This window comes from Rheinheimera tilapiae, from assembly GCF_042432165.1.
Classification (GTDB): domain Bacteria; phylum Pseudomonadota; class Gammaproteobacteria; order Enterobacterales; family Alteromonadaceae; genus Pararheinheimera; species Pararheinheimera tilapiae.
The window spans coordinates 203,999-228,336 of record NZ_JBHLXP010000005.1; the positions used below are offsets into that span (position 1 = coordinate 203,999).

Consider the following 24,338-nt stretch of genomic DNA (forward strand, 5'->3'; position numbering starts at 1 on the left):
GTTGTCATTCTAGCGCGACATTCCGTCTGCCGGATAGCCTCGGAGCAGAGAGGCTTGTCCGCACTAACACCAAATTTAGGCTGAAAAAAAACCCGGCAGTACCGGGTTTTTGTATCAACTCTGCGTTTATTGTGCTTTTAACACTGACGCATTGGTCACCTGAATGCCGGTGCCACGACTTAAGAAAAACGATGCGGTTTGCCGCTGCATTTCTGCTGTTGCCGCTGCACTGGCCGTCGGGCTCAGAATTGACGCATGATCACCTTCAGTGAAGCGTGCAATTGCCGCGCGTTCGATCACATAAGAACCAGCCTTGGCTGGCAAGGCAACAGCACCTAACAAGCGGGCCAGAGGTTCTGTTCCACCTAACGGCATATTAACAGCCTGGTTTGGAATGACCTGATCAGACTTGTTGGTAGAGCCGTTTCCGACCACTTCCAGAATATGCACTGGTGTTTTGCCTGCTACGTGCATCGCAGCGTAGTTATTTGGATCGCCGGCATCAGTAATCGTCTGGGCGGCAAACACAAATTGGCTAAAGGTGGCGCTGATAGCAGTTAAAGCGGCAACTTGACCTTTTGCGGTCAAATCCGCCAGATAACCATCAACAAAACGGGCAGCACAGCCGGCATAGGTCGCAGCTTCCACACAAACTTTCTGTGCATCAACAAACGCCTTGAATCCTGGCGACAACGCCGCAGACCCCAGCATAACACTGGATTTGATGGTATTGCCGAACTCAGGTGATTCCAGCAGGAAATTCGCCACGGCACCACCAGGCATTGCTAAGGTACTGGCTCTTACTTTATAAAGCGCATCTGCCTGTGCTACGCCGGTTGTTGCATTCGCTAATGCGACCATACTGGCACCGGTAATAGCACCTAACGAGTGCCCCATAAACTGCACATCTTGGGTATTCAGCAGGCCGGTCGTGTTGTTGAAGTTCAGGCCTAAACGCAGACCTAACATATCAGCGATACTCTGGCGCAGGTTATCCCTGGTGACCAGCATATCTGCCAGATTCATATAGACAGTTGCATTGCCAGATTCCTGACAATAGGCGCCAGACGCAGTCACGTCTTTTTTGCCATCGCCATTGACATCAAATCCACGGCTACCATGCAGTGGGTGGTCAATTGCAACAGTGGCAAAACCTTGTGACGACAAGGCCCCTGTTATAGCCAGCATACTTTCTTTACAGCCGGTAATACCGTGTTGCAGGATCACTACAGGCCAGCCAGTGGCAGGTTTTTTCAGACCATAGGCTTCATTTGGCACCGTCATCTGCACTTGCAGAGTCTGCACTGAGTTTGGTTTTGGTATGACGTTGAACTTGGTCAGGTGACGTTGTTTGTCGACGCCAAAATCACGCAGTGCGCCGCCGCTGGCGCCCTTACAGACCGCATCATTTTGCATTTGTGCAGGCGTCGTGATGCCGGCCTCAAGTGCTGTCTTCTGAGCATCTGTCAGCGCAGCGATCATCGCGCCACTGTCGCAACGGCCAGTCCAGCGCGTGCTTAAAGCAGCAGTAGGAGCCGCTGCTGTCGACACCCCAAGGTAATATGGCAAGCTGATAGTGCCCGCATAATATTGCGCTAACTTGAAGGCAAAACGTGGGTCAGCCGGATTGTCAGGAATGGTGGCGCCAGGGAATAACAGATCAGACACCAGTTTACCGGTGTTCTGCACAACAACTTTAGGTGGGTTATTGCCATTCAGTGGGCTTGGTAACATCAGTTGTTTGACTGTCGCCAGTACGTTCGCTGTGGATTGCGTCGTGATCGCTGCCGTGTAAATAATGCTGTTTTTAGCAATAGACTGTGTTGACACTGCATTTTCAAAGCTGTTGATTACGCCCTGCAACGCACGCTGCGCTTCAGAACCGAGTGGCATCGTCGCCAGATCCTGTTTCACCAGCTCATAGGTGGTCGATGGCGCAACACTGCGGCCTTCGGAGTCTTTCAGATTATTAGTCAGCACCAGGATGTAAGTCGTTGCCGCTTTGAGCGGCTTCAGCGGGATAACTGCCACACTGTTTCCTACAGCTCTGGTCACAAAGTCCTGACCAAAGGTCAGTTGTCCTACTGATTTACAAGCGACGCCACGTGGTACAGCGCGGCAAGCTGTGTCTGGTGAGGCTGGGTCGCCCATTAGCACTTCGACCACGCGCACGCTGTCTGGCCGTGAGGCACTGGCCGCATCCAGGCTGACGCCACCAGCAAATGCCAGCTCAACGGTAAACGGATTTTGTGTCGACCATCCGTCTAATGCACCTAATGCAGTTTGTGGATCGGTGTAGTTTGGTGTGGCGACCGCCTCACCGGGCATCACTAAGGTGCCGTCTGTGGTCCCTTGGAACAACAAGTCATTCGGCACAGATACTTTACCGGCTGTTGGATCAAACACGACGCGGCTCAACGGTACCAGTACCTGATCATTATTTGCCGTATCTTGTTTGATATCATTCAGTGAGTCACCACCACAGCCGGTCAGCCCAAGCGCGCTGGTCACCGCCAGGCTAATCAGAAGCTTCTTCATATGTTCTCCCCGTGTCCTGATTTTTTATTATATTTCCGCAACTTAGCTCAGCTGCAGATTAAAATTCCTTTGTGTAGACTGGTAACAGCTACGACCAGTTAAACTTAACCCAATCAGAAAAAATTCGCTAGGTCTAATCTGCAGTTCTCTGAAGAAAGGTGCAAAAAGCGCGACAACGCTGTATTCTGCGCGCGATTTCAGCAGCTGAAGAGGTTGTTTTTCATGCATAATTTCATCGCAAAGCCAGATGAACTGGCCGGTAAAACCATTTTAGTCACCGGTGCCGGTGACGGTATCGGCCGCCAGGCGGCTATCAGTTTTGCCGCCGCAGGCGCGACGGTGATACTGCTGGGTAAAACCACTAAAAAACTCGAAGCAGTTTATGACGAGATAGTCGCTGCCGGAGCGCCGGAGCCGGCGATTGTCCCACTGGACTTAAATGGTGCGACTAAACAACATTACACTGACATGGCCAATACGATTAAAGCAGAATTTGGCAAATTGGATGGTGTGTTGCACAACGCAGGCATGTTGGGCGTGCTGACTCCGTTTACTCATATAGATTTGGAGACCTGGCAGAAAATCATGCAAGTGAATCTGACCAGCGCGATGCTGATGACGCAGGCCCTGCTACCAGTCATGGCATTAGCACCCAAGTCGTCGTTGATCTTTACGTCGTCAGGCGTCGGTCGTAAAGCCCGGGCCTATTGGGGAGCATATTCCGTATCTAAATTTGCAACAGAAGGCATGATGCAATTAATTGCGGACGAATACGAAAATTCCAGCATCCGCACTAACTGCATAAACCCAGGCGCAACACGGACTAAGATGCGCAATGCTGCGTACCCGGGTGAAGACCAGCGTCAGTTAAAAACTCCCGCCGACATCATGCCGCTGTATTTGTATCTGATGTCTGACCAAAGCTGCGATATCAATGGCCAGACATTGGACGCACAAACAAAATAAGTCGGTTCGGGTTGATTTGAGAATAAAAAAGGAGCCACAGGCTCCTTTTTTTATTCTCAAATTTTATCTTGTCAAATTAACGTTTGACCAGGATCTCTTCATTGTGAACGGCTGCCCATTCATTCCAGACATCGACTTTGGCATTAAAATTAACCAGTGCTTGGCTGGTCGCGTCGGCCAGTAATGCGTCGATTTGTTTGACATATTTCTTTTCAACTTTTGAAAATGGTACGACATCAATGCCTTTATCGTTCAAGGCTTTTTTCATCGTATGCGTTTTCAACAACTGCAGCTGACCATTTTCAACATAAAAGAACTGGCTTTCTTTGTTGATTGTTTTAAATTTAGGTTTTACTGGGCGTTTTGAATCATCTTGCTGCGGCTCTTCGTCATGACTGATAACGACAGTGCCTTCTGCATTTAATTTATAACCTAATTGTTCCAGTGTAAAACCTTGCGCACGGGCAAACTCACGTACTTTGTCCAGAACTTCGGATTCTTTCTGACGCTCATCAAGTACCGATTTCAATACATCAATTACTTCCTGTAACTTTACTACAGACAATTCTTTTGCTGCTTTTTTTAACTCACGTTTATCAAGTAATAATGACATAAAGAGAACCTTCTATGTTGGCGATATAATAAGTGCGAATATCATAGAGTTATTATAAAGAAAAAGAAATGGCAGAATTGCAGGAAAATCTGTCATTTCGGCGCAGCCAGCTGGTCGGTGCTGGTTTTCAACGACAAATCGGGTATCTTAAGCAGAATTTTATGGCCGGGGATGCTAATGCAATCGTTAAAACATCTGTTTGAGAATAACAAGGCATGGGCCGACCGTATCGAACTGGAAGCGCCGGGCTTTTTTAAGAAGCTCTCAGCGCAACAAGCACCTGAATATCTGTGGATTGGCTGTTCAGACAGCAGGGTACCGGCCAACGATATCGTTGGATTATTGCCAGGCGAGTTGTTTGTGCATCGCAATGTGGCGAATCTGGTGTTACATGCGGATATCAACTGTCTGTCAGTGCTGCAATATGCGATTGATATTCTGAAAGTGAAACATATTATCGTCTGCGGCCATTATGGTTGTGGTGGTATTAATGCGGCGATGAACAAACAACGCATCGGGCTGGTCGATAACTGGTTGCGTAATATTAAAGATGTCTACGCCATGCACCGCGATGAAATCGAAGCACTGGAAACCGAAGCCGAGCGGCAAAACCGGATGTGCGAACTCAATGTCATCGAGCAGGTGCGTAATGTGTGTCACACCAGCGTGGTGCAGGAAGCCTGGGAACGCGGTCAGGAGCTTACAGTGCATGGCTGGGTTTACAGCCTGCGTAACGGTCGGATTAAAGATCTGCGGGTCAGTCACTCCAGCGCCAATCAGATCGATAATATTTATGCATTAGACCTGACCGATGACTACCTCAGTGAGAAATAACGCTATTTGAACTCTACTTTTGCGTCCGGCGCCTCGGTATAGATGGCGCTGTGGCCTGCAACCCATTTGCCATGTTGCAAATACTCAGCACTAACTTTTAGCTGTCCTGCAACAACTGATGACGACGATCGCACAGCAGTGATGCCATAGGTATTATTTTCAACCTGCTCTTGCGCCGCTAACACCCCGGTTTTTGCGTCAAACTGCATAGTTCCATGCGTATAAAAACCTGCGGTAGTGAAATAAAAGTAACGTAACTGCTTCAGTTTCTTATCAAAAAAAACTGTAGTCTCGCCACCATATTCGCCTTGGTTCACCGAATGGCTGATTTTGACTGCAGTACCGTTTAACGCCCGCTCCCAGTGGCTGATGTCTATTTTTTCCGGCTTGCCAGGCTCTGACAACAAGCCACGCCAGGTTTTACCTATATATGGCCGCAACGGTTCCAGTTCGGCACTGAGGTTCTCTGGCGCAGCCTGTGCGCTACCTAGTAAACCAAGCAGCAAACAACAGGCAGAAAAAATGTAGGTTCTAGGTATCAAGTTGTTGCTCCTGATAAAAATCTAACATTTGTTGTTCTACTGTTTGCGAGAACTGCTTCATCTGAATGGCATATTGTTCTAGGAATTTATCTTCCGGTGTTTCCGGTTGCCATACCGGCACTTTGGCCGTATTGCCCTGCTCATCCAGCGCCACAAAAGTAATAATGCAATGATTGGTTTCGGCCAGTTCACCGCTTTTACTGTCACCCGAGCGCACCTGCACAAAAATATGCATGCTGGTACTGCCGGTATGCACGACTTTGGCTTCGAGCTCCACCAAATGCCCGACCAGAATCGGCCGGCGAAAGCGAATGGTGCCAACTGACACGGTGACACAATATAGCCCGCTCCAGCGCGCTGCGCAGGCATAGGCCGCCTGATCCAGCCATTTCATCACCATACCGCCATGAACTTTGCCACCAAAGTTGACATGCGTTGGTTCTGCCAGAAAACGGAATTCTACACTTCTGGGTTGCATAAACTCTCCTGCGCGCGCGTTTAATCAAAGTATGACGGTTTTGTTGCCGTGTACAAATACCCGATCTTCCACTACTAGTTCCAAAGCTTTAGTCAGCACATTTTTTTCTACATCCCGCCCAGCTTTCGCCATATCTTTTGCGCTGTAGGTATGATCAACATTCGACACCATTTGTTTAATGATCGGGCCTTCATCCAGACTATCTGTGACGAAATGCGCAGTTGCTCCAATAATTTTCACGCCACGATTAAACGCTTGGCGATAGGGATGAGCGCCAATAAAAGCTGGTAAAAAACTGTGATGTATATTGATAATACGCTGCGGATAGCGAGCAACAAAGTCAGGGCTCAACACCCGCATAAACTTTGCCAGTACCAGATAATCGGGCTGATACTGCGCAACCTGAGTCAATATTAATTGTTCGTGTTCCACCCGGCTCACACCCTGATGGTCAATAAAATGATAAGGCAGCTCAAACTTTTCCGTCAGTGCCTGCAAATTCGGATGATTACCAATCACCGCTGCGATATCCAGCTCAAGGGAGCCATCAAACACTTTCATCAGAATATCACCAAGACAATGCGCTTCCTTGGTGACGAGGATCACGACCCGCTTTTTTGCTGTACCGACTAACTGCCGTTCGCTGCCTCGCGGCAAAGCGCGATCTAAATCTAGTAATAAAGTATGGTCATTAAAAATACCTTCCAGCTGGGTTCGCATATAAAAACGACCAGAATCCGGATCGACATACTCAGTATTGCGGGTAATGTTTAATTGATGCTTGTAACAAATATTGGTAATTTGCGCGATCAGTCCTTTCGAATCCGGGCATTCGATTAATAACGTTTTTTGTTCCATTGCTGACAACTCTTCACTTCAGATCAAACCTACAGGTTACCGACCTGTAAATTGTTATATAAGGAAATCCACTCTAGACACCCAGACCTCCAAGAGCAAGCAATTCCGTGTGGTCAGGTGTCAAGTCTTGTTGTTTCAGCCATAGCGCCGGATAATGCCCAGTAATATCAAACTTGCGACAGATTTGTGCATGACAGCTTCTATGTTTCAATTACCGGCGCTGGGTTTTATTCAGTCGCCTTACAAGCAAAAATTCGCAATCCCACGCCAGCCTGGGCTTATTGCGGAAGCTCAGGGCGAACTGGTGCTGCACCCGCCCTATGCGGATGATGCCATTGTGCGGGGCATCGAAGCTTTCTCGCATTTGTGGCTGGTATTTATCTTTCATGAGACCGCAGATAAAGGCTGGTCACCGTTAGTGCGACCACCACGGCTCGGTGGTAACAACAAAAAAGGTGTATTTGCCACTCGCGCCACTTTCAGACCTAATCCGATTGGATTATCCGTAGTAAAACTTGAAGGTGTCAGCCGGCGTGGAGAACTGCTGGTGTTGCATCTGTCCGGTATTGATCTGCTCGACGGCACACCCGTAATAGATATCAAACCTTATCTGCCTTATGCAGATGCGCTGCCGGATGCGCGGGGTGGATTTGCCGATGCCGCACCGGAGACGGATATGACGGTCAGTTTCAGTACCGAAGCTGCCGCATTTTGCCAAAGCCAGCGGCAATATCCGACGCTGCAGCTGTTTATCGAGAAAGTGTTAAAACAAGACCCGCGTCCACCATACAAAAAACAGCGTGACGAACTGCAAAGTTATGGTATGACTCTGTATCACTACAACATCAAATGGACAGTCGATGGCAACCACAATCACGTTACCGCTATTTTCGCGCTTGCTACTGAGTCCACTGCTGCTGACACCAGCGCTGGCACAGACGTTGCCACCACTACCGGAACCGGTCAGTAACAATGTGGTCCTCGCCACTACGATCCGCGACAAGACCTACATCGCCAGTTTCAGTGGTCTTGGCAATGGCAAAACTGCCGCGGATGCGCACAACAAAGGGTGGCTGTTACAAGCCGGCGATAGCAGCTGGCAAAAACTCCCCAATGTGCCATCAAGCCTTGGACACAGCAATCGGCTGGCAATGACGGCCACGGTACTTGAGCAGAATTTTTATCTGTTTGGCGGTTATTCTGTAGCGAAAGACGGTACTGAAGTCACACAATCCGACAGCTATCGTTTTAGTGCGATCAGTAAGAATTACACCAAACTGCCGGACATGCCGGTCGCGGTGGATGACAGCGTCGCGCTGACTTATCAAAACCGTTACATTTATCTGGTCAGTGGCTGGCACAATGACGGGAACGTCAATTTGGTGCAGCTGTTTGATAACTTCACGCAGAAATGGAGCCAGGCCACCCCATTTCCGGGCACACCGGTGTTTGGTCATGCCGGCACTGTCGATGGCAACAAGCTGTTGATTTGTGATGGCGTCACAACCGCGTTAAACCCTGACGGCAAACGCAGTTATGTCGCTACAGCAGCCTGTTATCAGGGCGAAATTGACAGCAGTAATGCACGGAAAATCAGCTGGAAAGCCATTTCGCACCCAACCGGTGTTGCCCGTTACCGTCAGGCAGCACTACCCGTTACTGTAGAGGGCGAGCGCTATCTGGCATTTATTGGCGGTACCACCAACCCATACAATTTTACCGGCATCGGCTACAACGGCACACCGTCTGAACCGGATGCAGCAGTCTGGTTATATCAACCTAAAACGCAACAGTGGCGTAAAGGCAAAGTCAGCACGCCAGTGATGGACCTGCGAAATCTGCTGGAACTGAACGGCGAGATCTATAGCCTTGGCGGCATGACCAAAGGGCAACAAGTCCAATCAGACTTCATAAAACAACAAATCACCCTTCTGCCGGATTAAACCCCTTGTTAGAATAGGGCCAAATTATTTGTATTTCAGAGTGAACACAGCAATGCGCACCAGTCAGTACCTGTTATCCACCTTAAAAGAAACACCGGCCGATGCCGAAATTATCAGCCACCAATTGATGCTGCGCGCCGGCATGATCCGCCGCGAGGCATCTGGCATGTACACCTGGCTGCCAAACGGTATCCGCGTGCTGCGCAAAGTCGAGGCGATTGTCCGCGATGAAATGAATAAAGCTGGCGCTATCGAAGTCTTGATGCCGATGGTGCAACCTGCCGAACTGTGGCAGGAATCCGGTCGCTGGGAAAAAATGGATGCAGAACTGCTGCGTTTTAAAGACCGCCACCAGCGCGACTTCGTGCTAGGCCCGACACATGAAGAAGTGATCACCGATCTGGTGCGTAAAGAAGTCAGCAGTTACAAACAGCTGCCGTTGAATTTGTACCAAATTCAGACCAAATTCCGTGACGAACGCCGGCCACGTTTTGGTGTGATGCGTGCACGTGAATTCTTGATGAAAGACGCTTACTCGTTCCACCTGAGTCAGGAATGTCTGGAAAAAACCTATCAGGCGATGTATCAGGCCTATAGCAACATTTTTACCCGCTTAGGCCTTGGCTTCCGTCCAGTGCTGGCGGATACCGGCGCCATCGGCGGCGCAGTATCACACGAATTCCACGTACTGGCCTCTTCTGGTGAAGATGCCATCGTGTTCTCCGATGCCAGCGATTACGCTGCCAATATCGAAAAAGCTGAAGCGCTGGCGCCAACGACGCCACGCCCGGCAGCAACAGCGCCAGTCACTGAAATCGCGACGCCAAACGCTGGCACTATCGCCGAGGTCGCAGCTTTATTGGCCGTCGACGCCAGCCAAATCATCAAGACGTTACTGGTATACGGTGAGCGGACTGATGACAAAGGCCCGCAACCGCTGGTGGCGCTGTTATTACGTGGCGATCATGACTTAAACGAAATCAAGGCAGAGAAACTGGCCGGCGTACAAAGCCCGCTGACTTTTGCCACTGAAGCCGACATCAAAGCGGTGACCGGCGCATCCGCTGGCTCGCTCGGTCCGGTAGGTTTATCGATTCGCATCGTCGCTGATCGCAGTGCTGCGGTTGTTGCTAACTTCGTCTGTGGTGCCAATAAAGACGGTTATCACCTGAGCGGTGTGAACTTTGACCGCGATATTGCACAATACGAAGTGGCCGATCTGCGTAACGTCGTTGAAGGCGACCCAAGCCCATGTGGTCAAGGCCAGCTGGTGATCAAACGCGGTATTGAAGTCGGTCACATCTTCCAGCTCGGTGACCGCTATGCCGCGGCGATGAAAGCCGGTGTGCTGAATGAAGAAGGCAAACATCAGATCATGACCATGGGTTGTTATGGTGTTGGTGTGTCACGCATTGTGGCGGCGGCTATTGAGCAAAATCACGACCAGCACGGCATTATCTGGCCAGCGGCAATTGCGCCGTTCCAGGTCGCGTTGGTGCCGATGAACATGCACAAATCTGTGCGTATTCAAGACACTGCCGAAGCGCTGTATAAAGCACTGACCGCAGCGGGCGTTGAAGTGTTGTTCGATGACCGCAAAGAACGCCCAGGTGTGATGTTCGCTGACATGGAACTGTTGGGCGTGCCACACCACATCGTCATTGGTGAGCGCAATCTGGATGAGCGTTTGGTTGAATACAAAAACCGTCGTAGTGGTGACAAATCGCTGCTAGCGATTGACGATGTAGTCGCTGAGATCCTGGCCAAGCTGGTCTGATCCCGGGCGCATCTAAATTGAGGCCGGCATTGCCGGCCTCAGTTGTTTAAAGCCAATCTGATCCTGTCATCAGGCCGTATAACCGCTAAATTGATGTCAAAAAGGTATGTTATGTTCTGGAATAGTCGTGCTTTACCTGAACTGCAGCAACTGAACTTTCGTGATCGGATGGCCGTGTTACGCCGAGCCGCCGACCAATTGCCTACCCCACAGAAGCTGATCCTCAATGTCTGGAAGCTTTGTGTGTTGATCCCGCCGTTTCTACTGATTGCCAGAGCTGAGACAGTGCTTCATGCGGCGGGTTTGGCGTTTGGTCTGGTGCTGATTTATCCGCTGCTGACCCGTCCTGTGACTTTTGCCTTAGTTCGGCCCTTGTTAACGCAGGCTCGACGGCAGCTGCAGCTATAACGTCGGAAATCAAGCAAAATAAAAGGGCCATCAGGCCCTTTTATTTTGTCTCAATGCAACTGCGTTATTTAACGCCATGCATCAGTTTGTTAATCAGCGGCGAAATCAGCAATAGCACAATACCTGCGCCTAACAGCAGGTAGAAGCTGAAGCTAAAACCGGCCAACGCCGATTCAACCGTCATGCCGGTTTCACCGGAGATTTCGCCGGCTAGCAGGCCCGACAGGTTATTACCGGTCGCAATGGATAAAAACCAAGCGCCCATCGCTAAACCGACATAACGCACCGGCGCGAGTTTGGTGACCATCGACAAACCAATCGGTGATAAACACAACTCACCAATTGACTGCAGTACATAACACAGCACCAGCGGCCACATCGGGATCAGACCATTGCCATCGACTAATTGAGTTAAGGCGTACATCAGCACTAAAAAGCCTAGTGCATTGCCTAATAAACCCAGACCAAACTTAAACGGAATCGTTGGTTCCATTTTGCGTTTGCTGGTGAAATACCAAATCGCACTGATAATAGGTGCGAAAATAATAATGGCCATCGAGTTGACGGACTGGAACCAGCCCGTTGGGAAGATGAAGCTGGCATCGCCAAATACATCGCGATTGACCAGGTTTTGTGCCAGGAAATTAAACGAGCTGCCAGCTTGTTCGAAGAACATCCAGAACGTGACGTTAAAACCAAACAGCAACAACAAGGCACAGACCCGATGCATTTGCACAGTACCGGTTTGTTTACCTTCTGCCAGCAACATCAGCGCGACAATGATAAATAATACACCTAACACCCACGCCAATGTTTGCGCGCCCATGCCGGCCATTAAGAAATAAACTACAGGTACTGCAGCAATAACACCTAAAACTACATAAGCCAGTTTCTTAGCATCAGGCTTATCTTCAGGCTTATCTTCCGGTACCACGCCAATGCCTTTTAACTGGGCACGGCCAATGTAGAACCAGACAGTACTTAACAGCATGCCAACGCCAGCAGCGCCAAATACCGCTTTGTAGTTTTGATGCTGTGGCGTGCCAAAAATTTCACTGGCGAGCCAGCCGGTGATCAACGGCGACAACATACCGCCTAAGTTAATCCCCATGTAAAAAATGGTAAAACCACGGTCACGGCGATCGTCGCCCTGCTCGTATAACTTACCCACTAATGTCGAAATATTCGGCTTAAATAAACCGTTACCAACCACAATCACGGCCAGACCCAGCAGGAACAATTCCAAGCTTGGGATCATGATCATAAAGAGGCCAATCGACATCACGACAGCGCCAAGCAAAATCGAGCGCTGATAACCAATCACGCGGTCTGCGACATATCCGCCGAAAATCGCCGTGGCATACACCAGTGCCAGATAAGCGCCGTAATAACGGCTGGCATCGGCCTCACCGGCAGCGTTGCCCTCATAAAACTGTGCCACGATGTACAGCGTTAAAGCCCAGCGAATGCCATAAAACGCAAAGCGTTCCCAGAATTCTGCCATGAATAACATCCACAGCGGTTTGGGGTGGCCCCACAGAGTATCGAATTGTCTGGCAGCTACATTATTCATGGGCAGCTCCGGCGGATTTGACAGCACAGCAGCGCATGCTGTGGCTGAGTCACAGGGGATTGGGTCATGGTGGTATCCTGTTTCTAATAGTTATAAAACGCGGGTGTTTCTGTTTTTTTGATTTTTGCCAGCCGTTTATACCGCAGCTGTACAGAAATAGGAAGCCGGGCTGCACTGGTCAGCCCGGCCAAAGCGGTAAACCGCTATTCGATGAACTGCTCTAACGCTTCTTCATCGACTTCCGCCTGCGGCGGATTGCCATCATATTGCTTGTAATCTTGACGCTGGAAATAGGCATCGCGCACAAACAGATACGGATCAAGCGAGTCGTCCAGCAGCTTTTCCTGTGACATCAACTGCTCCCGGGAATCCAGAGCACCAATGACAAAACGGCCGATTGATAACGGCGTATTTAATAAAGCCAGCGGGAAATACAGGTTGTCGACAACACGACCGGTGGTATCCCGCACCGTTGAAGGCCCCATACCAGGCAACATCACATAAGGACCATGCCCTACGCCCCAGACGCCCAGCGTCTGACTGAAATCTTCGTTTTGCAGCGGCAATTCAAAATGAGAGGCCACATCAAAGAAACCCAACACCCCTACGGTACTATTGACGAGAAAACGACCCGCGGAAATCGCTGAGCTTTTTGGTTTGCCTTGCAGCACGGCGTTAATAAAACTGGCTGGCTCATCGAGGTTTTGCACCATATTGGCCAGTCCTGACCGTACCGGTTTTGGTGTGACGGTCATATATCCAACCGTCGCCGGGCGCAGCAAATAGGGGTCAAGATATTCGTAATTCAGCGTCCAGGTCTTGCGGTTCAATGACTCAATCGGATCACGTGGGTCGTTGTGTGCAGCGGTCTGCGGTTCTGGCTTGCTGGCACAACCAGCCAATAGCAGCGTCAGCAGCAGCGCTGTAGTTTTGATGAAATGCATTCTGCGTCCTGTTGCAATTAAAATAGCGCGGGATTATACCCTGCAGCTCAGTCGCGGATCACTGCAAAAGCCGGTTTTTCCGCGAACATGCCGTATTTTTATTCAGCTTTCGCTGGTTAAAAACTCAATTCAACCTGTTGTGCCGCATCCGACAACGTCAATTCCGCCGATTTTAACTGCAGATCGGTTGGGTCTGGTGTGGCTGAACCGCTGCGACTGATGCGGGCCCCCACTGTGACGCTGTTGACGGCAGATAAGTTCCAGTCCGGCTGCATGCTATGACTGTTATCGAGCTGAATTTGCATTGTGCCGGCTTGCAGTGTCAGTTTTTGCACCGCAACTGGCAATGGCATGCCCTGGGTCGCACGAGCAAATACAAACAAGGTGGCCCCGGCATTGGCATCGGCCACCGCTTGCGGGATTGTCAGCGTGATATTTAGCACTGGTCCTGCCTGTGCGGCCGATTTTTGCTGCGGTTCTAACTGTTTGAGCTGCTGTTGCACCTGTGCGTAACGCGGGTCATCCTTGGGGAGTTGTGCCAGCAGTACTTCCCAGGCGGCGCGGGCTTCTTTTTTATCGCCGCGCTGCTGCGCAATCAACGCCAGCATCGACAGAGCATCGATATTGCCAGCATCTTTACTGAGAACCGCGCCTAAGCTTTTTGCCGCTTTTTTCACGCTCTCTTCGGAACCTTCGACCATCAGCGCCTGCGCGTAACTGACCAGCAGATTGACACGCTCCGGCGTCAGGCTTAAAGCTTTTTCAAAAGCTTCAATGGATTCCGGAATTTGGCCTTGGCTAAACCAGATCCGGCCGAGCACAAACCAGGCCACGGCGTCATCGCCACTCGTTGCCAGTTTAGTGCGAAGTGCCAGTGCAAACTGCCGCAGCTCTTCCTCTGACAACGGTTCGCCTTTGCCGAGTAAGGCCCGTTCGCCAAACGCCGGTAGATTATCCTGTGCTTGCTGCCAGTTAACGAGTTCACGGTATTGTCCGGTCGATGCATACAACACCGCCGTCAGCAATGTCAGCAACAGCAGTGCCAATAAGCCGCTACGCGCCGAGTGGCCTTGCAGTAACTGCGCATCCGGTAACGGCGCCAGAAACTGATTTTTTAATTCCGCCGCCGCCACGGCAAAATCACTGTCTGATAACTCGCCGAGATCACGCGCATCACTGAGCAGCGCCAATTTTTCCGCAAATAGCGTTTTTCGGTCCAATTGCTGACCGGCTTTCATCCGTCGTGGCCAACATAACAACACAGTGGCCAGTAATAACAATGCCGCGGCGGTCAGAGCTAAATTCATCAACATCAGGTATTACTCCTTCGACTTCGCACTGGCGGCATCAATCATCGCCTGTAATTCAGCATCCAGCTCGGTACTTTCCGTGGCCGGAGCCTCAGCAGTTTGACTGGATTTACTGCGACGAAATACGGTGAATGCCAGCGATAACACAGCCAAAATCGGTAATAACCAGAGCCAAATAGTGCTCAGCTGAAATGGCGGCTGGTAATGCACAAAATCACCATAACGCTGCTTCATAAAGTCGATGACTTCATCATGCGTTTGGCCCTGGCGCACCAGTTCTAAAGTTTTATTGCGCATATCTACCGCGACGACAGCGTTTGAATCGGCAATATTTTGATTCTGACACTTTGGACAACGCAGTTCTGCCGTCAACTGGCGATACAGCTGTTGCTGCTCTGCCGATTCAAACTGCACTAAGTCTTCGGTCGCAGTGGCTGGCAATGCCAGCGCGGTCAGTAACATCCAACAGTTAAGGCGCATCAGTACCTCCCTGCAGCAGTTTCTGATACAACTGCTGGATCTTTGGCCAGTTTTGCGGATTGATGTCGCCAACATGGTGGTGACGGATCACCCCATTGCGGTCAATTAAAAAAGTCTCAGGTGCACCGGTTACGCCCAAATCGAAGATCAACGAACGTTTTTCATCAACGATGTTAAACAGGTACGGGTCGCCCTGTTCAGCCAGCTTGTCCTGTACATCCACCCGTAACTTGTCGATATCAAACGTATCGCCAAAAGCTGCATCCACTGGCTGGACATAATAAAGCCCGACGATGCGTACGCCCTGCTGGCGTAACTCGGTTAAAAAGCCAAGCTCAGCATTACAGGTCGGGCACCAAAGGCCCCACACATTCAGTAATGTCACCTCGCCTTTGAGATCTGCGGCAGTCACGATACGTGCTGGTTGCTGCAGATCCGGCAATTTAAAGGCCGGCAGCGGCTTTTCAATCAGCGCCGATCCATGATCACGTGGATCTGAAAACAAACCACTCAACAAAAACAACGATAGCGCTAAAAAGGCGGCTAAAGGCACGTAAAACAGGGCTTTACGCATGAGCATCTGCTCCAGTTTCTGCAACGGCAACCTTGGCTTTGCGGCGATAACGCTTATCTGATAAGGACACCAAACCGCCCAGCGCCATTAAAATCGCACCAAGCCAAATCCAGCGTACATAAGGTTTGACATACACACGCAACGCCCAAGATGGGCCTGACAATTCCTCACCCAATGCCACATATAAATCACGGCTTAATCGTGCATCAACTGCAGCCTCAGTCATCACTGAGCGCGTCACCGGATAAAAGCGTTTTTCCGCGTGTAAATGCGTCAGCTTTTCGCCGTGCGCAAACACCTCAAGCTCTGCGGCCTGACCACCATAGTTCGGCCCATTCAGTGCATACACATCACTTAATAAAAAGGTGTAACCGTTCAGCTCAACGCTATCGCCAATTTTCATCCGGACATCTTTTTCCACGCTGAAAGTTTTGGTCATCGCGATCCCGACTACCAACATGGCAAAACCCAGGTGACCAAGCACCATACCCCAGTGACTGGCTTGCAGCTTAAACAGTCCCGGCACGCCACCTAACTGCACGGCTTTTTGTTGGATCTCACCAACAGTTGACACTGTCACCCAAGCGCCCAAAATCAAACCGAGCAGCGCTAAATTTGCTGACGGCGTTTGGTACAAACTCAGCACGCCAACCGCTAACACTAACGCCGCCACCAGCACCATCGACAGCGGCTGCAGCAGCGGTTGCCATTGCTGTTGTTTCCAGCGCACCCAAGGCCCTAAGCCAAGCAGTAAGGCAAATGGGATCGCCAGGTATTGGAAGATTGAATTAAAGAACGGTTCGCCAATCGAGATTGAGCCCAGACCCAACTCTTTATGAAACAGTGGGTACAATGTGCCCAAAAACACCACTAATGTTGCGGTCAACAAAAAGATATTGTTGCCCCATAACAACACTTCCCGCGAGAACAACTGATAACGCGCTTGTGAGCGCACTGCATGCATCCGCACGCCATACAGCAGCAGAGAGCCACCCACCACCACTAACAAGAAGAACAACAGGAACAAGCCACGGCTTGGATCTGTGGCAAAAGCGTGAACGGACACCAGCACACCGGAACGGACTAAAAACGCGCCCAATAAACTTAACGAAAAAGCCGCAATCGCCAGTAATACTGTCCAGGATTTAAAGGTGCCGCGTTTTTCAGTCACCGCCAGCGAATGGATCAAAGCCGTCCCAACTAACCAAGGCATCAGCGACGCGTTTTCCACCGGATCCCAGAACCACCAGCCACCCCAGCCGAGTTCTAAATAAGCCCACCAACTGCCCAGCATTATACCCAGCGTTAAAAACAACCAAGCCGCCAAGGTCCAAGGCCGCGCCCAACGCGCCCAGTTCGAATCAAACCGACCACCAAGCAAAGCGGCAATGGCAAAGGCAAAAGACACCGCAAAACCAACATATCCCATGTACAACAACGGCGGGTGGATGATCATGCCAAAATCTTGCAGCAGCGGATTCAGATCGCGGCCATCCACCGGGAAAAACGGTAAGGTGCGTTCAAATGGGTTCGACATGAACAGCACAAAGCCGTAAAAGCCGACATTGATAATGCCGAGAACGCCCAGGATCCGGCCTTGCAGAATTAACGGTAAGCTATTGGATAACAGCGCAACTGCGGCAGTCCAGCCTGACAGCATCAGCACCCACAACAACATCGACCCTTCGTGTGAGCCCCAGACCGCCGTCATGCGGTAATACCACGGCAGCATGCTGTTGGAATTACTGGCGACATTTAATACGGTAAAATCGTTGCTCCAAAACGAATAACACAGGGCGCCAAAAGCGACACTGGTCAACAGAAACAACAAGATTGCTAACGGACGGGCCAGCAGTACTGGCCCCGCAGCGCCTTTATAGCTGCCATACAATGGGAAGATGGCCAGCACCAGAGCAATAGCTAAAGCAAAACAAAGTGCGAGATGTCCAAGTTCAGCGATCATTGTGACGTCCCTGCAGGATAAGTTTGTTTTGGCGGGACATGCTTAATGCCTTTCATTGCCTCAGCCACTTCTGGCGGCATGTAGTTTTCATCATGTTTGGCCAGCACTTCGGTGGCCTCAATGGTGGTCGCATCGAGCAAAGTGCCTTGCGCCACAATACCCTGCCCCTCGCGGAATAAATCCGGCAAAATGCCGTCGTAGTGCACAGTGACAATAGGACCTGTGTCCACTAAATCAAAGCTGACTTTAAGACTGTGCTCATCGCGGCGCACTGAACCTTTGACGACCATACCACCGATGCGCAGACGTTGCCCGACTACCGGTTTGTTTTTGTCTTCACCGAGACCATCGACCAGTTGTGACGGTGTATAGAACAAATCCACGTTTTCGTTCAGCGCATACAACATGGCGCCAACGCCACCGCTCAGTAACACCAGAATACCGCTGACCGCAATCAGCCGCTGTTTACGACGTGGATTCATACCTGCTCCCGGTCTTGCTGCTGCCGCACCCGCGCTTCGCGTGCAGAGCGACTAGCCTGTTGTTGGATAAACTGCTGTTGCTGGCGTTTGCTGTACCAGCCTAGTGCCACTATCGCGGCCAGACTAAACCCAAAAGATAACCAGACAAAAAAGCCATAACCGCCCATCGCCAGAAAATCACTGAAAGAAGTGAAGTTAAACTCAGGCATGTTGCTGTTCCTCGACATATTGCCGCACCCAGGGGCGGTGCGCTTCATGTTGTAAAATAGCGGTGCGCAGCCGCAGGCAAGTTAAAGCCCCGAACAACAGCGCAAATCCCAGAATGCAGATTAATAACGGCCATAACATCGACGGGTCCATCGACGGCTTGGCAAATTTAGTAATAGTGGCGCCTTGATGCAGCGTATTCCACCACTCGACGGAATAGTGAATGATCGGCAGATTGACCACTCCGACGACTGCCAGCACCGAGGCGGCTTTATCACCGGTCTGACGGTCGGCAAAAGCGTTTTGCAACGCCATGACGCCAAGAAACAGGAATAACAAGATCAATTCAGAAGTCAGACGTGCATCCCACACCCACCAGGTGCCCCACATCGGTTTGCCCCAGGCCGCGCCGGTAAATAACGCAATCAGGGTATAGACGGCTCCAATCGGCGCCATAGCACCGATAGCCCATTGCGCGGTTTTCACCTGCCAAACCAAAGCGATGAAAGCAGCAATCGCCATCCAGGCGTAGACGCCCATCGACCAGATTGCCGCCGGCACATGCACGTGGATGATCCGGTACGAGTCACCTTGCTGATAATCCGCCGGCGTAAAGCCAAGGCCCCAAATGGTACCAAGCAGTAAAACGACGATGGCCAACGGCATCAGGCCGCGTTGCCACCACAGCAAGGTGGCGAACAGCACCTGTGGTTTTGCATATGGATCAAGCCACTTAAACATATCACCCCACGTTCAGTTTTAATGCTTTTTGCACCGCGATAGGCACCAGCGCCAGTGCAACGCACAACATCGCAGCCAGTACGGCCAGTTGCGCCTGATAGTTCAGACCAAAACCGGCTTGTTCAACGGCCGCGCTGGCGAAAATCAGTAACGGAATATACAGAGGCAGAATAACCAGCGCCAATAAAATCCCGCCTTTGTCGGCAGACAGCGTCAGTGCAGCGCCGAGTGCGGACAATAAGCTCAAAAGCGGCGTGCCGAGCAGTAAAGTCAGCACCACCGCCCACAAGGCTTCTGCCGATAAACCAAGAAATAATGCCAATAGCGGCGAAACGAGGATCAGCGGCAGCCCGCTGCTAATCCAGCCCGCAGCGATTTTACCCAGACTATAACCAAGCAGTGGAGCACGTGCTGCCACCAGTTGCTCCAGTACGCCGTCGCGGTAGTCCTGACGAAACTGCCGTTCGGCGCCCAGCAATACCGATAACAAAGCGGCGATCCAAATCACGCCGGGGGCAATTTCACGTAATAAGTTCGGTTTGGCACCAACGCCAAGCGGGAATAAAGTCAAAATAATAATGAAAAACAACAGAGGGTTGACCCAGTCGGCTTTTTGCCGGGCCAGCAATTTTAATTCACGTTTTAACGTAGCCTGAAACACCGCAACATGACTCATTACCAGCGATACTCCAGCAAGAATTCACGCACGGTATGTCCTGGGATTTGCACCGGCTGATGTGAGGTCAGCAACACTGCCCCACCCTGACTGCAATGTGCGGCAATACGAGCAGTTAATGCCGCGATAGCACTCTGATCCAGCGCGGTGAAAGGTTCATCTAAAATCCAAATCTGAGCGGATGTCAGCCAGAGTCTGGCGAGCGACACTCGCCGCTGTTGTCCGGCAGACAATTGCTGACAAGGAATATCTTCCAGACCAGCCAGGCCCAAGGTGGCCAGCAAGGCCCAGTCATCGGCGTTTTTCAGCGCAAAACAAGCGCGCCAGAACACAAGATTTTCCAGCGCCGTCAACTGTGGCTGCACACCGGCTAAATGACCGATAAAACACAGATTGTCGGCATAATCATCAGCACTTTGCGCGAGCGGCCGCTGCTGATAACAAATTTCACCATCTTCGGGTTCACTCAGGCCAGAAAGAATTCGCAATAAAGAGCTTTTCCCGGCGCCATTTTTGCCAGCAATTTGCAACACTTCACCGGCGTGCAATTGCAGATCGAGCTGCTCAAACAGCACTCGGTCCTGACGGACACAGCTTAACTGGCGGGCGGACAATAGCATCTGCAAAAACGACCTGTTGGCATAGAAAAAAACGCGGGCATATTAGCATATTGGCGTTAGAATACGAATGCGCGTTCACCATCCGGACAGGCTAAGCGCCTGAAATATGAACCAGATCAATATTGATAGTCTGCTGCAAATCGGCAGTGGTGCAAAAATTGAACAAAGCCTGAAGCTGGACCCGTCGCAGCTGTATCAGGCACTGCTGCAAATTGGCCGGGATCAGGACGCCCGGCTGACTGTGCAAACGCCGCAAGGGCCTCTGCAAATCCCGCTGCCGCAAAATACTGCGCAACAAATTCTGCAAACCGCACAACAATTAATTGCTGCTGCAACGCCGCAAATACAGACAACAGCGCCACAAACTCAGGTCGCAACGCCAGCAAATACGCTGGCGCAGACTGCTGGCACTAGCCAAACCCAGACACAAAATCAACTGGCGCAAGCCGCGGTAGCACCACAATCAAGCGGCATAATAACAAGCGCCCAGGAAGTAAAACTGTTTGTGCAACTGCAGCCTATCGGCGTTGACCAGCTGCAGTTGACCGTGCGCCATGCTGGCAAAACATTCACCGTCCCGCTACAGGCCAGCCAGCTGTTGCAACTGTTGCAACAACCGGCACCAGGCCCACAACAGCACTTCAGCGTGCAGGCACAACAACTAGCCGCCAACAGTGACGCCAACAAGTTGCAGTGGCCGGTACAACTCAGTCGCCAGGGGCAACAGTTATTCATCCAGCTGCCACAAGGCCAGCCGGTCGCAGTGGACTTAGATCTATTGCCACAAGCGAAACAGTGGCCAGAACAACGTATCGTACCGGCACGACTGGAGCTGCAGCAACAGCAGGGTCAGCTGAAATTACAATTGCAGCTGACCGCCCCCGGCAAACCGAGCGACACCTCCCTGCCGGTCACGGCGCCAGTGGGCAAATCAGCCTCGCCTGCCGTCGCTATTGGAAGCGACAATGCAGCCCCAGCTGCCATCGCGCTGAAACCAGCGCTGCAACAACAGTTGGTGCCATTATTAGCCCGGCAGACCTGGCCGGAACAGTTAGGTAGCGATATGAAGCATTGGTTGGCAAACGCGCGGGTCGCGGCGCCGGCAGCCAATGGGCAAAGCTGGCTATGGCAACTGAAACATCCGGGCCAACAACAATTACAACTAGAACTGACGCCGCAGGTTGAGCCACGGCAACTGAAACTGTCGGTCAGTGACATCAGCCGGCCATTCAGTTTTTTACCCGTTAACGCAACGCATGTAGCGGCTAGCCCCCTGAAAACTGACAGCCGTGATTTGTGGCGGCAGTGGCTACCGCTAAGTCAAGCCAGTCCTGATTTATTGGCCGATAGCCCGATTCTGCCAGCTGCGGTGCGGCAAGTGTTGCAAGAACTTCGCACCCAGCATCCGGATGCAGCCAAGCTGCAAACGCAGCAGCAGTTGACGCAACAAATCAACGCAGCCTTACAATTCAATCCGCTGCAAACTCCGGCCCAACCAAACAGTGCCGCCGGTGGGCTTGCTATCGCCATTCAGTTACTGCTGGGACGGTTGGGTGCACAACTGCCGGCGGAACGCCAAAATCTGCCACAAAAAGACAAACTGCAACAGTTGATCGGTCTGCTTGACCGCAGTCAGAGTGCACAGTTGCTGCGGCAGTTGTCCGGTCACAGCAGTCAGCTGCAAAGCGCCCAAATTGCTAATCTTGAACAGCAAACCACACCGGCACAAACACAAAGGCCGGAACAGCTCTTGATCCAGCTGCCGCTGCTGCAACAAGGGGAAAGTCGTTTTACGGAACTGGCGATCAGTGAACGCGAAGCGGATGGCAGCGACAGACACAGCAAACAACGCTGCTGGCAGCTAACGATGAAGTTTGATTTAGCTCAGCAGGGAGAGATGCTGGTGCAGGTCAGGCTGATTGGCAAAGAAGTCAGTCTACAGTTTTACGCCGACAATGAAAAAACGGTGCAGGATACCGGGCAATTTCTGCCGTTATTTAAAGACCGCCTGACGATGCAAGGTTTACAGGTAGCCGAAGCCGGCTGCCAGCTCGGCAAAATCCCCGAGCATTTGTATCAACGTGGCACCAGTTTATTGCAGGTTCGGGTATGAGTGACAAACCGCAAAGCGCCGTCGCGCTGCATTATGACGGCAAAAATGCGCCGAAAATCATCGCTAAAGGCCATGGCGACCTCGCTGCTGATATCATTGCATTGGCGCGCGAACATGGCGTGTTGATCCACGAAGACGAGCAGTTGAATCAGCTACTGCAACGGATGGAACTCGGTGATCAGATCCCACCGGAGTTGTACGTCCTCATCGCGGAACTGATTGCCTTCTCTTATGTGTTGCAGGGCAAATTCCCGGACAACTGGGTCAACATTCATCAAAAAATCGATTTTAAAAGCTGAAGTAACATGCGCCTTCAGCGATAAGTTCCCGGTTCCAGCTCCTGATATTCCCATGCTTCCAGCTGCTGCGAAATGGCCAGCGCTTCGGCCTGTTGCTGATACTGCAAGGCCAAACCGGGCTGCTGCAGAGCGGCATATGCGTCAGCCATTTGCTTGTGCCAGTCATGGTAGCCCTGTTGCGGCACCTGTTGCAGCAACTGCAGCGCAAGTTTCGCCTGTTGTTTTTTCAGCAGCACTTTTGCCAGTTGTACCCGCAATTCCCCACTACTGCCGGGCAGTTTTTGCTCCGTTTTCTGTAACAATTGTTCGGCCTGCGGCCATTGGTTACTAAGCCAAAGATATTTGGCGATAGTGTAAGCCTGCAACCAGTCGTACTGATATCCGGCCCAGTGCTGGCGCCTGGCGGCAAAATAATCCAACACTTCGCCATAAGTTGAATATTTTAACAACGGTGCCACATCGACAAAATGGCCGGCAAAATCCCAGTGTAATGCCGCAGTCAGCGCTGGCAGCGCCATGCTGTAATGGCTTTCTGCCGGAAAATGCTGAAATTGCCACACAAGTGTCGCAGGCGCTTGCAGTTTCAGCTCGGCGCGCAGTTCCTGCACGCCCATGCCAGCTTCATTGGCCAGACTGATAAACAAACGGGACGCCGGCAATTTTGCCAGAGCGGCGCGATGAAAGCGGGTTATGATCGATTGATTATCCAGCCAGACACTCGGGCTTAGCGCATAAAACGCTGAGTAAGTGCCCTCATCTTGTAATAGAGCTTGCAGGCTCAATAATCCCCCCAGCGAATAACCTAATAGGGCTTGTTTGCCACTGGTCCGATACTGTGCATTGATCACAGGGTGTAGTTCAGTGCGCAGATACTGCAACATCGCCGCAGCGCCACCGGAACCAGGCAAATCTGCTGTAGCCCAGCTGGTTTTATGCTGGTAGTCACTACTGCCGTTAGTGGCGACGCCAACGACAATCAGTGGCGCTATTCGGCCAGCCCGCGCCAGTTGCCGCACAGTGGCCGCGACATGCTCAAACTGAAAGTCTGCATCGATCAGATACAACACGCTGTAACGTCGTGCCGAGCTTTTATAACGTTCCGGCAAGCTCACCTGATACCTGCGTTGTTGTTGCAGAACCATAGAGAAGTGACTGTGCTGGCTGTCGGCCAGTGATGCTGCCACAGCAGGCTGCAGCGTCAAAATCCCGCTCAGCCCGAAGCAAAAGACCAGACACCAGCGCAACAGCCGGGCTCCATTGATCACCTGATCACGCTTATTACGCATCGTTTACGTTCCTGTGACATTGTACTTGCAGATATACAGCACATCATGCCATAGCAAAAAAATAAATTGAGTGAAAAATGCGTAGCTTAGCTAGCTCAGGCACTGGTCGGATC

General features: G+C 51.2%; 26 protein-coding genes. 9 read left to right on the forward strand and 17 right to left on the reverse strand.

Annotated features, from left to right (window positions below; translation table 11 throughout):
- Nucleotides 1-126: 126 nt before the first annotated feature.
- Nucleotides 127-2,538, reverse strand: coding sequence for a VolA/Pla-1 family phospholipase (locus ACFFJP_RS17195; protein ID WP_377247062.1), 2,412 nt, complete (start codon nucleotides 2,536-2,538; stop codon nucleotides 127-129).
- A gap of 222 nt (nucleotides 2,539-2,760) precedes the next feature.
- Between ACFFJP_RS17195 and ACFFJP_RS17200 the strand changes: the two genes are divergently transcribed.
- Nucleotides 2,761-3,504 carry a YciK family oxidoreductase gene (locus ACFFJP_RS17200; protein WP_377247065.1) on the forward strand — a complete coding sequence of 248 codons (744 nt, stop codon included), beginning with the start codon at nucleotides 2,761-2,763 and terminating at the stop codon, nucleotides 3,502-3,504.
- Between the two features lie 76 nt (nucleotides 3,505-3,580).
- On the opposite strand, the gene ACFFJP_RS17205 is transcribed toward ACFFJP_RS17200, so the two are convergent.
- Entirely contained in the window at nucleotides 3,581-4,117 is a 537-nt protein-coding gene (locus tag ACFFJP_RS17205; RefSeq protein ID WP_377247068.1) for an H-NS family histone-like protein, read from the reverse strand.
- Between the two features lie 68 nt (nucleotides 4,118-4,185).
- Here ACFFJP_RS17205 and ACFFJP_RS17210 point away from each other — a divergent pair, with 68 nt between their 5' ends.
- Both ACFFJP_RS17210 and can read left to right on the forward strand, forming a co-directional pair.
- A complete protein-coding gene (locus ACFFJP_RS17210; protein WP_377247071.1) occupies nucleotides 4,186-4,320 on the forward strand; it encodes a hypothetical protein in 135 nt (44 codons plus the stop codon).
- Complete coding sequence (gene can, locus ACFFJP_RS17215; protein ID WP_377247074.1) at nucleotides 4,295-4,951, forward strand: carbonate dehydratase; 657 nt, start codon at nucleotides 4,295-4,297, stop codon at nucleotides 4,949-4,951. The genes ACFFJP_RS17210 and can overlap by 26 nt, the downstream gene beginning before the upstream one ends.
- A 2-nt stretch (nucleotides 4,952-4,953) precedes the next feature.
- Here can and ACFFJP_RS17220 read toward each other — a convergent pair whose 3' ends face one another.
- Genes ACFFJP_RS17220 through purU form a run of 3 tightly spaced genes read right to left on the reverse strand, consistent with a single transcriptional unit; the run spans nucleotide 4,954 to nucleotide 6,829 of the window.
- Entirely contained in the window at nucleotides 4,954-5,493 is a 540-nt protein-coding gene (locus tag ACFFJP_RS17220; protein WP_377247077.1) for a hypothetical protein, read from the reverse strand.
- Complete coding sequence (locus tag ACFFJP_RS17225; RefSeq protein WP_377247080.1) at nucleotides 5,483-5,971, reverse strand: acyl-CoA thioesterase; 489 nt, start codon at nucleotides 5,969-5,971, stop codon at nucleotides 5,483-5,485. The genes ACFFJP_RS17220 and ACFFJP_RS17225 overlap by 11 nt, the downstream gene beginning before the upstream one ends.
- 24 nt (nucleotides 5,972-5,995) lie before the next feature.
- The gene (gene purU, locus ACFFJP_RS17230; protein ID WP_377247083.1) at nucleotides 5,996-6,829 is read right to left on the reverse strand and encodes a formyltetrahydrofolate deformylase; all 834 of its coding nucleotides are present in this window, start codon (nucleotides 6,827-6,829) and stop codon (nucleotides 5,996-5,998) included.
- Between the two features lie 190 nt (nucleotides 6,830-7,019).
- Between purU and tsaA the strand changes: the two genes are divergently transcribed.
- The 4 genes from tsaA to ACFFJP_RS17250 all read left to right on the forward strand — a co-directional run bounded on the left by tsaA (nucleotide 7,020) and on the right by ACFFJP_RS17250 (nucleotide 10,957).
- Nucleotides 7,020-7,799: a tRNA (N6-threonylcarbamoyladenosine(37)-N6)-methyltransferase TrmO gene (tsaA, locus tag ACFFJP_RS17235; RefSeq protein ID WP_377247086.1), complete on the forward strand. Its 780-nt coding sequence runs from the start codon at nucleotides 7,020-7,022 to the stop codon at nucleotides 7,797-7,799.
- Nucleotides 7,690-8,772 (forward strand): Kelch repeat-containing protein, encoded by a 1,083-nt coding sequence (locus tag ACFFJP_RS17240; protein ID WP_377247089.1) that lies wholly within the window; start codon nucleotides 7,690-7,692, stop codon nucleotides 8,770-8,772. Before tsaA ends, ACFFJP_RS17240 begins: the two co-directional genes overlap by 110 nt.
- Nucleotides 8,773-8,824: 52 nt before the next feature.
- Complete coding sequence (locus ACFFJP_RS17245) at nucleotides 8,825-10,549, forward strand: proline--tRNA ligase (RefSeq protein ID WP_377247092.1); 1,725 nt, start codon at nucleotides 8,825-8,827, stop codon at nucleotides 10,547-10,549.
- Nucleotides 10,550-10,660: 111 nt separating this feature from the next.
- Nucleotides 10,661-10,957, forward strand: coding sequence for a DUF6170 family protein (locus tag ACFFJP_RS17250; RefSeq protein WP_377247095.1), 297 nt, complete (start codon nucleotides 10,661-10,663; stop codon nucleotides 10,955-10,957).
- Nucleotides 10,958-11,021: 64 nt separating this feature from the next.
- Here ACFFJP_RS17250 and ACFFJP_RS17255 read toward each other — a convergent pair whose 3' ends face one another.
- From ACFFJP_RS17255 to ccmA, 11 genes are all read right to left on the reverse strand, one after another.
- Nucleotides 11,022-12,530 (reverse strand): peptide MFS transporter, encoded by a 1,509-nt coding sequence (locus ACFFJP_RS17255; protein WP_377247098.1) that lies wholly within the window; start codon nucleotides 12,528-12,530, stop codon nucleotides 11,022-11,024.
- A gap of 203 nt (nucleotides 12,531-12,733) precedes the next feature.
- Nucleotides 12,734-13,474, reverse strand: a complete 741-nt coding sequence (locus ACFFJP_RS17260; RefSeq protein ID WP_377247101.1) for an MlaA family lipoprotein — start codon at nucleotides 13,472-13,474, stop codon at nucleotides 12,734-12,736.
- Nucleotides 13,475-13,590: 116 nt separating this feature from the next.
- Nucleotides 13,591-14,787, reverse strand: a complete 1,197-nt coding sequence (locus ACFFJP_RS17265; protein WP_377247104.1) for a tetratricopeptide repeat protein — start codon at nucleotides 14,785-14,787, stop codon at nucleotides 13,591-13,593.
- A 6-nt stretch (nucleotides 14,788-14,793) separates the two neighbouring features.
- On the reverse strand, nucleotides 14,794-15,264 hold the full coding sequence (locus tag ACFFJP_RS17270) for a cytochrome c-type biogenesis protein (RefSeq protein ID WP_377247107.1): 471 nt from the start codon (nucleotides 15,262-15,264) through the stop codon (nucleotides 14,794-14,796).
- Nucleotides 15,254-15,838 carry a DsbE family thiol:disulfide interchange protein gene (locus ACFFJP_RS17275; RefSeq protein WP_377247110.1) on the reverse strand — a complete coding sequence of 195 codons (585 nt, stop codon included), beginning with the start codon at nucleotides 15,836-15,838 and terminating at the stop codon, nucleotides 15,254-15,256. The genes ACFFJP_RS17270 and ACFFJP_RS17275 overlap by 11 nt, the downstream gene beginning before the upstream one ends.
- The gene (locus ACFFJP_RS17280) at nucleotides 15,831-17,801 is read right to left on the reverse strand and encodes a heme lyase CcmF/NrfE family subunit (protein ID WP_377247113.1); all 1,971 of its coding nucleotides are present in this window, start codon (nucleotides 17,799-17,801) and stop codon (nucleotides 15,831-15,833) included. Before ACFFJP_RS17280 ends, ACFFJP_RS17275 begins: the two co-directional genes overlap by 8 nt.
- Nucleotides 17,798-18,283: a cytochrome c maturation protein CcmE gene (gene ccmE, locus ACFFJP_RS17285; protein WP_377247116.1), complete on the reverse strand. Its 486-nt coding sequence runs from the start codon at nucleotides 18,281-18,283 to the stop codon at nucleotides 17,798-17,800. The genes ACFFJP_RS17280 and ccmE overlap by 4 nt, the downstream gene beginning before the upstream one ends.
- On the reverse strand, nucleotides 18,280-18,492 hold the full coding sequence (gene ccmD, locus ACFFJP_RS17290) for a heme exporter protein CcmD (RefSeq protein ID WP_377247119.1): 213 nt from the start codon (nucleotides 18,490-18,492) through the stop codon (nucleotides 18,280-18,282). Before ccmD ends, ccmE begins: the two co-directional genes overlap by 4 nt.
- The gene (locus ACFFJP_RS17295; RefSeq protein ID WP_377247122.1) at nucleotides 18,485-19,231 is read right to left on the reverse strand and encodes a heme ABC transporter permease; all 747 of its coding nucleotides are present in this window, start codon (nucleotides 19,229-19,231) and stop codon (nucleotides 18,485-18,487) included. Before ACFFJP_RS17295 ends, ccmD begins: the two co-directional genes overlap by 8 nt.
- Nucleotide 19,232: 1 nt before the next feature.
- Nucleotides 19,233-19,907, reverse strand: coding sequence for a heme exporter protein CcmB (ccmB, locus tag ACFFJP_RS17300; RefSeq protein WP_377247125.1), 675 nt, complete (start codon nucleotides 19,905-19,907; stop codon nucleotides 19,233-19,235).
- A complete protein-coding gene (gene ccmA / locus ACFFJP_RS17305) occupies nucleotides 19,907-20,527 on the reverse strand; it encodes a cytochrome c biogenesis heme-transporting ATPase CcmA (protein ID WP_377247128.1) in 621 nt (206 codons plus the stop codon). Before ccmA ends, ccmB begins: the two co-directional genes overlap by 1 nt.
- Before the next feature lie 106 nt (nucleotides 20,528-20,633).
- Here ccmA and fliK point away from each other — a divergent pair, with 106 nt between their 5' ends.
- Together fliK and ACFFJP_RS17315 are read left to right on the forward strand one after the other, a co-directional pair.
- On the forward strand, nucleotides 20,634-22,640 hold the full coding sequence (gene fliK, locus ACFFJP_RS17310; RefSeq protein ID WP_377247131.1) for a flagellar hook-length control protein FliK: 2,007 nt from the start codon (nucleotides 20,634-20,636) through the stop codon (nucleotides 22,638-22,640).
- Nucleotides 22,637-22,939, forward strand: coding sequence for an EscU/YscU/HrcU family type III secretion system export apparatus switch protein (locus tag ACFFJP_RS17315; RefSeq protein ID WP_377247134.1), 303 nt, complete (start codon nucleotides 22,637-22,639; stop codon nucleotides 22,937-22,939). The genes fliK and ACFFJP_RS17315 overlap by 4 nt, the downstream gene beginning before the upstream one ends.
- A 14-nt stretch (nucleotides 22,940-22,953) precedes the next feature.
- On the opposite strand, the gene ACFFJP_RS17320 is transcribed toward ACFFJP_RS17315, so the two are convergent.
- On the reverse strand, nucleotides 22,954-24,225 hold the full coding sequence (locus tag ACFFJP_RS17320; RefSeq protein WP_377247137.1) for an alpha/beta hydrolase: 1,272 nt from the start codon (nucleotides 24,223-24,225) through the stop codon (nucleotides 22,954-22,956).
- Between the last annotated feature and the right edge of the window lie 113 nt (nucleotides 24,226-24,338).